The 11,157-nt window shown below is 52.2% G+C and carries 15 protein-coding genes; 6 read left to right on the top strand and 9 right to left on the bottom strand.

Annotation, left to right across the window (positions count from 1 at the left end; translation table 11 throughout):
* Window positions 1-273: 273 nt before the first annotated feature.
* From umuC to RTY00_RS10830, 3 genes are all read right to left on the bottom strand, one after another.
* Complete coding sequence (umuC, locus tag RTY00_RS10840; protein ID WP_312664430.1) at window positions 274-1,536, bottom strand: translesion error-prone DNA polymerase V subunit UmuC; 1,263 nt, start codon at window positions 1,534-1,536, stop codon at window positions 274-276.
* Window positions 1,536-1,958, bottom strand: coding sequence for a translesion error-prone DNA polymerase V autoproteolytic subunit (umuD, locus tag RTY00_RS10835; protein WP_061716746.1), 423 nt, complete (start codon window positions 1,956-1,958; stop codon window positions 1,536-1,538). The genes umuC and umuD overlap by 1 nt, the downstream gene beginning before the upstream one ends.
* 140 nt (window positions 1,959-2,098) lie before the next feature.
* Entirely contained in the window at window positions 2,099-2,611 is a 513-nt protein-coding gene (locus RTY00_RS10830) for a GNAT family N-acetyltransferase (RefSeq protein WP_008102825.1), read from the bottom strand.
* A gap of 196 nt (window positions 2,612-2,807) precedes the next feature.
* Between RTY00_RS10830 and RTY00_RS10825 the strand changes: the two genes are divergently transcribed.
* The 4 genes from RTY00_RS10825 (at window position 2,808) to RTY00_RS10810 (ending at window position 4,284) form a co-directional block, all read left to right on the top strand.
* Window positions 2,808-3,086: a hypothetical protein gene (locus RTY00_RS10825; RefSeq protein WP_008102827.1), complete on the top strand. Its 279-nt coding sequence runs from the start codon at window positions 2,808-2,810 to the stop codon at window positions 3,084-3,086.
* A gap of 212 nt (window positions 3,087-3,298) precedes the next feature.
* Window positions 3,299-3,544, top strand: a complete 246-nt coding sequence (gene ycgZ, locus RTY00_RS10820; RefSeq protein WP_007891089.1) for a regulatory protein YcgZ — start codon at window positions 3,299-3,301, stop codon at window positions 3,542-3,544.
* A gap of 121 nt (window positions 3,545-3,665) precedes the next feature.
* Window positions 3,666-3,974, top strand: a complete 309-nt coding sequence (locus RTY00_RS10815) for a hypothetical protein (RefSeq protein WP_312664429.1) — start codon at window positions 3,666-3,668, stop codon at window positions 3,972-3,974.
* 43 nt (window positions 3,975-4,017) lie between these two features.
* Window positions 4,018-4,284 (top strand): biofilm development regulator YmgB/AriR family protein, encoded by a 267-nt coding sequence (locus tag RTY00_RS10810; protein WP_008102831.1) that lies wholly within the window; start codon window positions 4,018-4,020, stop codon window positions 4,282-4,284.
* 35 nt (window positions 4,285-4,319) lie between these two features.
* Here RTY00_RS10810 and RTY00_RS10805 read toward each other — a convergent pair whose 3' ends face one another.
* The 6 genes from RTY00_RS10805 to RTY00_RS10780 form a co-directional block, all read right to left on the bottom strand.
* The gene (locus RTY00_RS10805) at window positions 4,320-4,580 is read right to left on the bottom strand and encodes a hypothetical protein (RefSeq protein WP_154181509.1); all 261 of its coding nucleotides are present in this window, start codon (window positions 4,578-4,580) and stop codon (window positions 4,320-4,322) included.
* Between the two features lie 84 nt (window positions 4,581-4,664).
* A complete protein-coding gene (locus tag RTY00_RS10800) occupies window positions 4,665-5,474 on the bottom strand; it encodes a hypothetical protein (protein ID WP_312664428.1) in 810 nt (269 codons plus the stop codon).
* Complete coding sequence (locus RTY00_RS10795) at window positions 5,475-5,672, bottom strand: hypothetical protein (protein WP_008102837.1); 198 nt, start codon at window positions 5,670-5,672, stop codon at window positions 5,475-5,477.
* 196 nt (window positions 5,673-5,868) lie between these two features.
* Window positions 5,869-7,020: a lactaldehyde reductase gene (gene fucO, locus RTY00_RS10790; protein WP_312664427.1), complete on the bottom strand. Its 1,152-nt coding sequence runs from the start codon at window positions 7,018-7,020 to the stop codon at window positions 5,869-5,871.
* 205 nt (window positions 7,021-7,225) lie between these two features.
* Entirely contained in the window at window positions 7,226-7,909 is a 684-nt protein-coding gene (locus RTY00_RS10785; RefSeq protein ID WP_312664426.1) for an outer membrane beta-barrel protein, read from the bottom strand.
* A gap of 153 nt (window positions 7,910-8,062) precedes the next feature.
* Complete coding sequence (locus tag RTY00_RS10780; RefSeq protein WP_154152545.1) at window positions 8,063-8,356, bottom strand: hypothetical protein; 294 nt, start codon at window positions 8,354-8,356, stop codon at window positions 8,063-8,065.
* A 536-nt stretch (window positions 8,357-8,892) separates the two neighbouring features.
* Here RTY00_RS10780 and otsB point away from each other — a divergent pair.
* Both otsB and otsA read left to right on the top strand, forming a co-directional pair.
* Entirely contained in the window at window positions 8,893-9,681 is a 789-nt protein-coding gene (gene otsB, locus RTY00_RS10775; RefSeq protein ID WP_312664425.1) for a trehalose-phosphatase, read from the top strand.
* Window positions 9,678-11,117 carry an alpha,alpha-trehalose-phosphate synthase gene (gene otsA, locus RTY00_RS10770; protein ID WP_008102848.1) on the top strand — a complete coding sequence of 480 codons (1,440 nt, stop codon included), beginning with the start codon at window positions 9,678-9,680 and terminating at the stop codon, window positions 11,115-11,117. The genes otsB and otsA overlap by 4 nt, the downstream gene beginning before the upstream one ends.
* The last annotated feature ends 40 nt before the right edge of the window (window positions 11,118-11,157 follow it).

Raw genomic sequence — 11,157 nt, 5'->3', positions numbered from 1 at the left:
AACTGTTACCCATGTGCCCGGTCTAAAGTGTTACCCATCAGCCCGGTTTGTACCTGAATGCGCACCCTACGAAAAACGCGCCAATGCTTTGTAGGGTCGCCATTTATGGTGACCGAAAGAAGCTTAACTGACGAGCATTACGCTGACTGGCGCGTTTTTTTGATCTGCTGAAACATCTTTTCGCCGAACCCGGTTCTCCGGATGCGATTAAGCTGTGGCTGTGTCAGGGCCTGAATATCGCATTGGCATGCGTGTAATTCAAGCGTGAAGCGGTTACTTCGCCACCGGTAGATCCGCCAGCCGCGTGGTGTACGCCGGTGACAGCATCTCGCGCTTCATCGACCAGGGTTTCTGAATCCCCTGGCCAGCAAACCATAGCGCGCCGCGCTGGTGGGCATTCATCTTATCGATCAGGGCCATCAGTTGGTCACTATTATGACGCGGCTGATATTCCGCAAACAGATCAAGCTGCGCCACGCCATCGCTAAAGAAATCGCCCAACATCACGCCGCCTTTCATATAACGCTTACCGGGAACCCAGATGCGATCTAAACAATTAAGCGTGGCCTGAATAATATCGCGGCTGTCAGCAGTGGGCGTAATCAAGGTTTGACTGGCCGCATTAGCGTAATAAGGATGATGCGCATCGTGCGGGCTGGTGCGAATAAATGTACCGATATGACGACAATATTGCCGCTCGCTGCGCAGCTTCTCTGCGGCACGCGCGGCGTAATTGGCGATGGCTTCGCGCATATCCTGATATTCGGTAATACGATCGCCAAACGAGCGCGAGCAGAGAATATTTTGTCGGTTGGGAATCACCTCCTCAAACGCCAGACAAGACTCGCCACATAATTCACGCACCGTGCGCTCCAGCACCACGCCGAAGTGTTTCCGGATCAGCGCGGTCGGGGTTTCTGCCAATTCCAGCGCGGTGTTAATCCCCATCAGGTTGAGCTTTTTCGATAAGCGACGGCCCACGCCCCACACCTCTTCGACCTTGACGAGTTTCATCAACTCGCGCTGACGGTGGGGCAAAGAGAGATCCATCACGTTCTCGGCTTTGGTCCAGCGTTTGGCCGCCCAGTTGGCGAGTTTGGCGAGGGTTTTGGTCGGTGCAATGCCGACACCCACGCGCAGATGGGTATCCTGATAAATGCGGTCGCGAATATCACAGCCTAACTGTTCAAACGTCATGCAGGCATTGATGCCGGTGACGTCAACGAAGGCTTCGTCAATGGAGTACTCATCCACACGCGTGGATATCAGCGCCAGCGTCTCCATCACGCGTCGCGACATATCGCCATACAACGCATAGTTAGACGAGAACACCACCACGTTGTGACGCATCAGCTCTTCGCGATGTTTGAAGTAGGGCGCGCCCATCTTGATGCCCAGCGCCTTGGCTTCTCTGCTCAGGGAAATAATGCAGCCGTCGTTATTCGACAGCACTACAATCGGTTTGCCACGCAGATCCGGGCGAAACACCGTTTCACAGCTGGCGTAAAACGAATTCACATCCACCAGGGCAAACATCAGCGGCCTATGGTTTTAATCACGTGTTTAACGATGCCGAAGACTTCGAACTCATCGGCGTCAGGAATGGCAATAACCGCATGCGCGGCATTCATCGGTTTGAGATGCAGGTAAGGCTGCAGCATCAGCTGTTTCACGGTGAACTCGCCGGAAAGCGAAGCCACCACAATGTCACCGTGTTTGGGTTTCAGCGAGCTGTCCACTACCAGCATGTCGCCCTCATTGATACCGATGTCGATCATCGAGTCACCGCTGACTCGGATGAAGTAGGTTGAACTGGGGTGATCGACTAAAAAGTCGTTGAGGTCGATACGTTGTTCAACGTAGTCCTGCGCCGGGGACGGAAAGCCGCAGGGCACGCGGCTGATGAACAAGGGTAAGGCAAGAATGGCGCGGATTTCCGCGGGCTGATAAAACTGCATGGCTGCGATCTCAAATCATTACTGTATATGTATACAGTAATGTCGATTGGCCAGTTTGATCAAGCCAGAACCCGCAATGATTTGCAAAACAGTTGGCAGCAAAGGAAATTTATTTTGTGCCGAATGGCGTGCCGCTGCGCTTAAATCATCATTCCCATGATCTGCAGGGTACTCTGCTGCGAAGCGGTGACAAACGGAATGTCTTTGATGTGCTGCATGCCAAAGGCTTCATAAAACTTACGTGCACGCACGTTATCGCCTAACACTTCCAGCCACAGATAACCTTCGCGTTTGTCGCGCGCCTCATTGATGATGCTCTCGAACATCCAGCGGCCATAATTTTTGCCGGTTTCTTCCGGATTAAGGTACAGCTTATTCAGCAGCGCGCCGCTCATGCCGGAATCCGGTACCGGTGTGTTCCAGGTGACTTTGGCAAAGCCAATCGGCTTGTCGGTCTCGGCGATCAGCCAGCTCTCGTTGGGCGCCGCGAGGCTGCTATTCAGCTCCGCCAGACCATATTCCTTGTCGATAAAGGCATCCAGCTCTTCTGCGGAAACCCACATATGTTTAAAATGCGCGCTGTAGGTCATGCGGCCCAGCAGGTGCAGCAGCTCTGCATCCTCTGCCTTGGCTTTGCGTATGGTGAACTCCATGCCAGATTTCCTTGCTTCATTCTTGTTATTAATCACATCGTCGGTGCGAGCAGAGGCCACCGAAGGGCAGTTACCATAACGTGTTAGTAACAAAAACCCAAGATAACCAGAGCTTTCTGTTAACAAGGCAACACGCCGATGATCTATAGTGAGTAGTGAGAACCAAGCGTAAGCCCATATTCTCAGGAGGTAGAAGATGTCAGATTCGCAACCTAAAATTATTGGCGAAGCCGCCTATGCGTTACTGCTACGTCGTGAGGATGTCAGCGTCTCATCGCTGCTGGCAGAACTTGCGCGCATGGCGAGAAAAGAGCAAAACACGCAACAACAGCAGCGAATTGCCCAGGCTCAGCAATGGTTGCTCACGCATCGTCAACCGGCGGGCAGCGATAACCGCGTCCATTCCGCATTACGCGGGTTGAGTCGTCAGGAAGGCAGCGTCAGAATGCCTTCGGCCGATGCCGATGACAGTTGACCAGCCAACAGGCTCACGCGTCGATGACTTTCGGCGCTGAGCGCACGGATTTGGAAACAAAAGCTTTCCAATTATCCTAATTCACCTTTATTAGCACTTTTTGCAACAAATCCCGCCTGCTAACTTGAGTAAGCTCCTTGTACAGCTTTTTGCTATCTGTACAACTTTACTTAGGTCAAATGACCTAACTTTTTTAATTATTGGGGTCAATTATGCGTCAGAACGGATACACGCCGAGTTCAGTCGAGGCCATTGCCAACTACTTCAGCAAAGCGTCGCTGCCATCGCAGCAGGAAACATTGGGTCAGATCGTGGTTGAAATCTTACGCGAAGGCCGTAATCTCAACCGCAAGTCGCTCTGCACCAAGCTGTTGCGCAGACTGGAACTGGCCGCCAATGCCGAAGAAGAGCATCACTATCATCAGCTGATTGGCTTATTATTCGAACGCGAAAGCTGAGAGCCTTTCAGACGCCAAACTTGTACAAGTATTAAAATTTTACTCTGAATACGCTCCCACACTGGCTTCGCTCCGCACCGGGGCGAAGCGGCGATCAGAGATTCGTTATGAATGATTCGTTATGAATAGAAGTGAACAGCAGAAAATAATCGATGAAATTATTGGCGAAGCCGCGCTGGCGTTGCTGCAGCAGCCGGGCCCCGTTAATACTCAGGCGCTGATGGATCAGCTGACGCTGATGAAACAGCAGAGCACCGATGACGAACAGCGTGCAGCGATCACTGCCGCCATCACCGATGTGCGCAACAGCATTTCGGCGGGGAAAAAATTGCGCGAAGAGCAGCCGCAACGAGACAACGTTCTCCAGCTGTTTGGTCATAACCAGCAGTCTGGCAACAATCGTAACATTGACCGATTGGCTCGCGTTTAGGACATAGTAATGCGGGCACACACGCAATCACGGGACTGGAATCATGTCGGAAAATCACAACCTCTATGCTGCACTGCCTGATACCGAGTTGGCAGAGCATTTTCGCAATGCAGACAGTACGTTAAGAAACGAAGCTGCCGTATTGGATAGGGTTATCCGCCACGTGCTGGCCACGGAAGGGCGCGTCAGTAATAAATCGATTATTCTTTGTCTGATTATGGCGCTGGAAACCGCAGAAAGTGATGCTGAAGCCGATGTGCTGCGCAAAACGCTGGAAATTGTGGTGGGCTATACGCCTGACGACGCCTGATATTCTCCTCTGTCCCCCACGCGGGGACAACGTCATTACTCCTTTCGTAACAGAGCCAACCGGCGTTTTGCTTTGCCAATATTAATTCTGTGCAACCAAGTGCGAAACTGTTTTAACTGAATGTGTGATGCGATTTCAGTAGAAAGCGTGCAAATATAAAGTTGGCTCTGGGTATGATTATTTGTGCCGGTGGCGTAAATTTCGCTTTTATTATCACGCTGTTGTAATTCAATTCCTGTGAAGTGTAAATCGCCCCACAGCTGAAGAGTGGCCTCGAACTTTTTAAAGTCCATCATGATTACCTTATTATTTTGACTTATTATGGAGTATTGCTGGCTCGGTACAACATAAAAATTAAGCCAGCATCTTTAATTATTAAATTATGGATAGTCGCGTTTAGGCGCAGACTTTCGGATCCATTTGCGTTTATTACCGCTTTGCTTATCCATGGCTAATGCGCTGGCGCTAGCCGGATCAAACAGCGACAAACTTTCTATTTGGTGCACCATAATCACTTTGCGAAACTCAAGGGCACTTTTCGGCGACGAAGAGAAATCAATCTCGTGATTGTGGTACCACTTGCTGTAATTATGCTCAATCGCCAGATTTAACGTGCGTGAATCGCGATAGCCGCTCAGCATCGGGATCAACACAATATTGGCGGTATTGGCATATTCGAAAGTCGCTGCATGAATCATGCCGATATAGATACGGCGCGATTTCAGCGTGACCCACGCCAGTTCGCCTTCTTCCATACACTGCAGCAGCAACTGTTCGATGCCGTTGGAGCGTGAAAGGCGCTGATACAGCTCTTTGCGTCCACCGGCGTTAAGCCGGGCGCTCACCGCCCAATTGGAGCGATACATACAGAACAGAATGGCAAAGGCCAGCATCAATACCACCGGCGCCTGAATGCCTAAAAAACTCCACGTCATGAAATCGACGTTCCAGTGCACATTTTCTGCCGAAGTCAGGGCAAAGGCATTGTTCACACCGGATGCGGCCAGCAGAATCAGCCAGATAATGGCGGTCGCCAACACGCCTTGCAGTACAAATATGCAGCCATACAGTGCAATAAGAAAATAGACATCCCAGCCAAAAGAGCGCTTAATTTTCAAACGGCTCGACATGTCGCGGCTAGTATACCAATAACCGCATACCATCATTACCATAAATATCGCTGTGCCCATTTAAATATCCTTTAATGTGCTGACATGATGGGCAAAATCGCGCTGTACTTCAGGACTCAATGGATTAACCGAAGCGTTACCGTCTTCATCAATAATAATTCTGTCACCTTCTTCAATCGATTCCTGAATGTCCTGGCGCGTCATGACTTGCACTAATGATTCTGGACTACCAAAAAGAGAGGTTAAAAAGCCAAACATAGCAGGATCCTTTATATTTCATATCAACATGAACTATGGCACATCCTGCAAAGAGAACGCCTCATAACCGAATATTAAGCAAAATTTCCAGATTAATCTGCCGATAGAAGTCGCGTAATTGGCGATAAAACGGGAATAACCGATGCGGCTAATAACAGGCAATGCTGTTTATTCAGCATTGCCTAATAACGCCTAATCAGAACAACTCACGATACAGCGTAGCGATCATCGCCACGCTGCACTCCCGCGGATTGCCCGGCGTACATACATCGGCGAAAGCTGCGGCGGCAAGCGCATCCACATCCTGCTCCTGCATGCCGATATCACGCAGTCTGAGCGGAATACCGATATCGTGGTTCAGGGTAATCACCGCATCAATCGCCAGCGCACGTGCGTCGGCTAATGAACAGGTATAGGCACCTTCCATGCCAAGCGCATGCGCGATATCGCGGTACTTCTCGCCGGTATGCTCGGCATTGAACGCCATGATGTGCGGCAGCAGGACCGCATTGGCGATGCCGTGCGGCGTGCCATAAAACGCGCCCAGCGGATGCGCCATACCGTGCACCAGACCGAGTCCGACATTCGAGAAGCCCATTCCGGCGATGTACTGACCCAGCGCCATATCGGCAACGCCCGCCGGCACGCCTTTGACCGAGTCACGCAGCGAGCGGCCAATAATTTCAATCGCCTTGAGATGGAACATGTCGGTGAGTTCCCACGCACCGCGCGTGATGTAGCCTTCAATGGCGTGCGTCAGCGCATCCACGCCGGTTGCCGCTTTCAGGCTGGCGGGCATGCTGGCCATCATGTCGGGATCGATGATGGCTATCGCCGGAATATCGTGCGGGTCGTAGCAGACGAACTTGCGCTTCTTCTCTTCATCGGTGATGACGTAATTGATGGTGACTTCCGCTGCGGTACCCGAAGTAGTCGGTACCGCAATGATCGGTACGGAAGGATTACGCGTAGCGGCACCGCCTTCCAGCATGCGCACATCGCTGAACTCGGGATTGGCAATCATCATGCCGATGGCTTTGCAGGTATCCTGCGGCGAGCCGCCGCCCACCGCGATCAGATAATCAGCACCCGAACGGCGAAAAGCATCGACGCCCGCATGCACCACATCAACGGTGGGATTAGGAATCACTTCATCATAGATTTCGAAACTGAGGTCGTGCTGCGTCAGCAGATCGGTAATGCGGGTGGCGACAGCAAACTTGATCAAATCTTTGTCGGTGACCACCAACGCTTTAGTAAAACCGCGCTTGTGAATCTCATCGACAATCGAATTAATCGCGCCCGCACCGAAATAAGCGGTCTCATTGAGGATCATTCTGTTAATCATATTAATTACCTTCACGTAGATGCCATATTTAGGTTTTTTCGATTAAATTCATCAAGATAAGAGGATTTAACCTGATCTAGATCTACGGGGTAATTGGCAGGCAGGTATTGAGATTTCTCAATAAAAACGTGGTTTCCGCAGGGCTGGAATGTTGCGGGCAAACTTCCCCCAACGCGAGGTCAGGGGAAGGGGAGAAATTAACGCATCAGAACAAATAGCGTGCGCCCAGCGTGAACTGGTTCTCCACCAGATGGGCTTTCATTTGCTCATCCTTCAAACCACGGGCATTGACGAAGTTGTTATAACCGCTCTCAATTTTGCCCATATCCACGTAGCGATAGCCGACGTCGATGGCGATGCGATCGATCGGTGCGTAACTCAAACCGGCACCAATGCTGTAAGTGAGATTGTTTTGCGTGCTTGAGGCGTACTCACGCGATGGCACGCCCTGCCAGCCGCCCGCTTTGATTTTGCTCACGCCCACGCCAGCGGTGCCGTACAGCGAAACGTTATAGCCGAGTTCGATATCACGATAGAGGTTGAACATCAGGCGCTGCACGTCAGTTTGCAGATGGTTATAGCTGGTGGCGAAGGTGGATGAACCGCTGGTGAACTCCGCGCTTTGGCCAAAGGTGTATTCACCTTCGGTGCGCCAGCCGTTGCCCCATTGATAACCGAGCGCCAGCGCGGCGGTAGCCTGATGCGCCTTCTCGTTACCCGCGACAAACTGGCCGACGCCCGGACGCGCGCTGGTGTTCATCTCTTTGGCATTCTGTTGGTTTTGCAGGTATTTCGCCGAAGCGTAATAGCCTTGATTCACATCCGCCGCAACGGCCGAACCGGCGCTGATCATCAAAGGCAGAGCGCAGCAAAATAGTTTTAATTTCATTTGAATCCATTCTCTTCGTCAGGTGGAAAGGAGGAACGCGACTGTTCCTGATGACGAATCATAGGTAATGCGAGATGGGGAAAACATGCGGTTGAATACGCAGGGAAATAGGTAGAACTACGCAGGAAACGCGCCGGCGAACCGGCGCAACAATCACGAACCTAAACGCAGGGTCTCGGCACGCTTTGCGGTGTCGTAGACATATTGCAGCATCGGTTCCAGATCGGTGTCGGGTCCGGAGCTGATGATCTTGGCGCGCAGCCACTCAATCTCGCTGGTGATATCCGGCGGGAAAATGGTGTTGTTCTGCGCATTACGCAGCCATTTCAGCAGAAAGTTATTCTTGCCGCGCACGCCGCCAGACTTCTTAGTTTTGGCGTTGATTTTCAGGGCGACCAGAATGCAGTAATAGAAGTGAACGCGTTGGCTATAGCTCTGCGGGATCATCGTCGTTCACCCGCTATGACATATAAAAAATGTGATGTCGATCGGTTTTCCATCATCCGGATTCCTGCCTGAATGGATCTAAAAGCCGTGATCTATGCGGTTCAGGGCTCTATTTCCGCGCTGTAGCCGCACGGTAAACGCACCATATGATAATCCGCGCGGCGGATGCAAGTCGGCATAATCCGGGAATTAAGGCGGAAGACGGGCGTAATATTGCCAGAAATAAGCGAAGCGGTTGAAAACCCCGTGAGGCGATACTTTTGCGGCATAACCCCTAAAACTGCCACTTATCCTATAGCGAAGCCGCATGAATCTGGCAATATCGTGATCTGCGTCTACACTTAAAGCTGACGATGTTCGCAGTCAGCCTGGCGAGTGAGTTCAAATGATGTTTGTTTGTGGAGAGTTATCTATCGAAATTCCGTGTTATCTGCAAAACCTCCTCGCACACACTTCTGCGGTTGTAACCGCCTCGATCGCCCAGCCAGCCTCCGAACATCCTGTGATGGTAAATTCCACAAGACAGGAGAAGAGTCGTGACCCCCGCGGTTAATCAGAACAGCACCTTGCCGTCGTTAAGTGGCGGACTTTATGCCTTCTTTTTTGATGTCGACGGCACGCTGGCAGCGATTCAGTCGCAGCCCGAGTCGGTCTCCATTCCCGCCTCGGTACGCCAGCTCCTGCAACAAATTTCCAATCTCAGCCACGGCGCCGTCGCGCTGGTTTCCGGACGTCCGATTGCGCAACTTGACGCCTTAGTGGCGCCGCTCGAAGCGCCAGCCGCTGGCGTGCACGGTGCAGAACGCCGCGATGCGGCGGGCCGAGTCCATCGCCACAGCTTGCCGGATGCTGTTGCGCAAACGCTGCAAACCGAACTGCAGCAGACGCTGGATCAATGGCCGAATACGCTTTTAGAAGTGAAAGGCATGGCGTTTGCGCTGCACTATCGCAATGCGCCGCAGTATGAAAACGCCATCATGCAGCTGGCCGAAGACGCCGTTGCGCGCTTTCCCGAGCTGGCGCTGCAGCCAGGCAAATGCGTGGTGGAACTGAAGCCGCAAGGCATCGATAAAGGTGCCGCCGTGCGTGAATTTATGCAGGAAGCGCCCTTTGCCGGACGCATTCCGGTATTTGTGGGAGACGACCTGACAGACGAAAAAGGATTCCTCGCGGTCAACGCCATGCAGGGCATTTCTGTCAAAGTCGGTGAAGGGGCCAGCCATGCACGCTATCGCCTCGACAGCGTTGAGGCCGTATGGCACTGGCTTGAACAACTATTATTACAACTAGAACATGACAATGTGGGTAAGGAGTTTAGGTTATGAGTCGTTTAGTCGTCGTATCTAACCGTATCGCGATTCCCGATGGTAGCAAGGCCAGCGCAGGCGGGCTTGCTGTCGGTATTTTGGATGCTCTGCGAGATACCGGAGGATTATGGTTTGGCTGGAACGGAGAGATCAGCGAATTCTCGGGCGAAGAGGAAGATGAAGAACTTTCGCAGATCGAAAAAGATGGCATTACCTATGCGTCACTGCCGCTGAATCAAAACGATTACGATCAATATTATCTCCAGTTCTCCAATACCGTGATTTGGCCGGCTTTCCACTATCGTCTCGATCTGGTGCAGTATCAGCGCGAAGCCTGGGATGGCTATTGCCGCGTCAACACGTTGCTGGCACAGCGCCTTAAACCGCTGCTCAAGCCTGACGATATTCTGTGGATCCACGATTACCATCTGCTGCCGTTTGCCGCCGAGCTGCGCAAACAGGGCATTAATAACCGCATCGGATTCTTTCTGCATATCCCGTTCCCAACGCCTGAGATCTTCAACGCGTTGCCGCCGCATCAGGAACTGCTGGAGATGCTGTGCGACTACGACCTGCTGGGTTTCCAGACAGAATCCGACCGCGTTGCCTTCCTCGATAGCCTGAGCCAGCTGACGCAGCTGCAGAATAAAGGAGAGAAGAAGCATCGCGCCTTCGGCAACACCTTTATGACTGAGGTCTATCCGATTGGTATTGAGCCGGACACCATTAAAGAGATGGCGGAAGGGCCGCTGCCACCGAAAATGGCGGCGATGAAACGTGATTTGGGCGATCTGCAGAACATCATCGCCTGCGAGCGTCTGGATTACTCTAAAGGATTGCCGGAGCGTTTCCTCGCCTTTGAAGCCTTGCTGGCGAACTTCCCGCAGCATCGCGGCAATGTTCGCTACTCGCAAATTGCGCCCACCTCGCGCGGCGACGTGCAGGCTTATCAGGACATCCGTCATCAGCTGGAAACGGAAGCGGGGCGCATCAACGGTAAATACGGCACATTGGGCTGGACGCCGCTCTATTACCTCAATCAGCACTTTGATCGCCGCCTGTTAATGAAGATCTTCCGTCTCACCAACGTGGGCTTGATTACGCCACTGCGTGACGGCATGAATCTGGTGGCGAAAGAGTATGTGGCCGCGCAGGACCCGGATAATCCTGGCGTGCTGGTATTGTCACGCTTTGCTGGTGCGGCCAATGAGCTGACCTCGGCGCTGATCGTCAATCCGTACGATCGTGATGAGGTGGCAGCAGCGCTGGACCGCGCGTTGACCATGCCGCGTACCGAACGTATTTCGCGTTATAACGACATGATGGCGGTGTTGCGCAAACAGGATATTTCGCACTGGCGCGAAAGCTTCCTGAAAGATTTAAATACGTTGCCGGTACGCAGTGACGATCACGGCACGGCAAATAAAGTCGCTACCTTTCCGAAATTAGCGTAACACGCACCCAACAAGTAGGGTCGCCATTAATGGCGACCTT

Origin of the sequence: Pantoea sp. CTOTU49201 (assembly GCF_032054795.1) — a bacterium.
Lineage (GTDB): Bacteria > Pseudomonadota > Gammaproteobacteria > Enterobacterales > Enterobacteriaceae > Pantoea > Pantoea symbiotica.
This window is presented reverse-complemented; position numbering and strand designations above follow the sequence as displayed.

Bases quoted from the DNA above. Each gene is read 5' to 3' on its own strand.
- fucO (WP_312664427.1), bottom strand. From the start codon at position 7,020: ATGATTAACAGAATGATCCTCAATGAGACCGCTTATTTCGGTGCGGGC.
- ycgZ (WP_007891089.1), top strand. From the start codon at position 3,299: ATGCGTCAGAACGGATACACGCCGAGTTCAGTCGAGGCCATTGCCAAC.
- umuD (WP_061716746.1), bottom strand. From the start codon at position 1,958: ATGCAGTTTTATCAGCCCGCGGAAATCCGCGCCATTCTTGCCTTACCC.
- RTY00_RS10805 (WP_154181509.1), bottom strand. From the start codon at position 4,580: ATGATGGACTTTAAAAAGTTCGAGGCCACTCTTCAGCTGTGGGGCGAT.
- RTY00_RS10785 (WP_312664426.1), bottom strand. From the start codon at position 7,909: ATGAAATTAAAACTATTTTGCTGCGCTCTGCCTTTGATGATCAGCGCC.
- RTY00_RS10825 (WP_008102827.1), top strand. From the start codon at position 2,808: ATGTCAGATTCGCAACCTAAAATTATTGGCGAAGCCGCCTATGCGTTA.
- RTY00_RS10800 (WP_312664428.1), bottom strand. From the start codon at position 5,474: ATGGGCACAGCGATATTTATGGTAATGATGGTATGCGGTTATTGGTAT.
- RTY00_RS10780 (WP_154152545.1), bottom strand. From the start codon at position 8,356: ATGATCCCGCAGAGCTATAGCCAACGCGTTCACTTCTATTACTGCATT.
- RTY00_RS10830 (WP_008102825.1), bottom strand. From the start codon at position 2,611: ATGGAGTTCACCATACGCAAAGCCAAGGCAGAGGATGCAGAGCTGCTG.
- RTY00_RS10795 (WP_008102837.1), bottom strand. From the start codon at position 5,672: ATGTTTGGCTTTTTAACCTCTCTTTTTGGTAGTCCAGAATCATTAGTG.
- otsA (WP_008102848.1), top strand. From the start codon at position 9,678: ATGAGTCGTTTAGTCGTCGTATCTAACCGTATCGCGATTCCCGATGGT.
- RTY00_RS10815 (WP_312664429.1), top strand. From the start codon at position 3,666: ATGAATAGAAGTGAACAGCAGAAAATAATCGATGAAATTATTGGCGAA.
- RTY00_RS10810 (WP_008102831.1), top strand. From the start codon at position 4,018: ATGTCGGAAAATCACAACCTCTATGCTGCACTGCCTGATACCGAGTTG.
- umuC (WP_312664430.1), bottom strand. From the start codon at position 1,536: ATGTTTGCCCTGGTGGATGTGAATTCGTTTTACGCCAGCTGTGAAACG.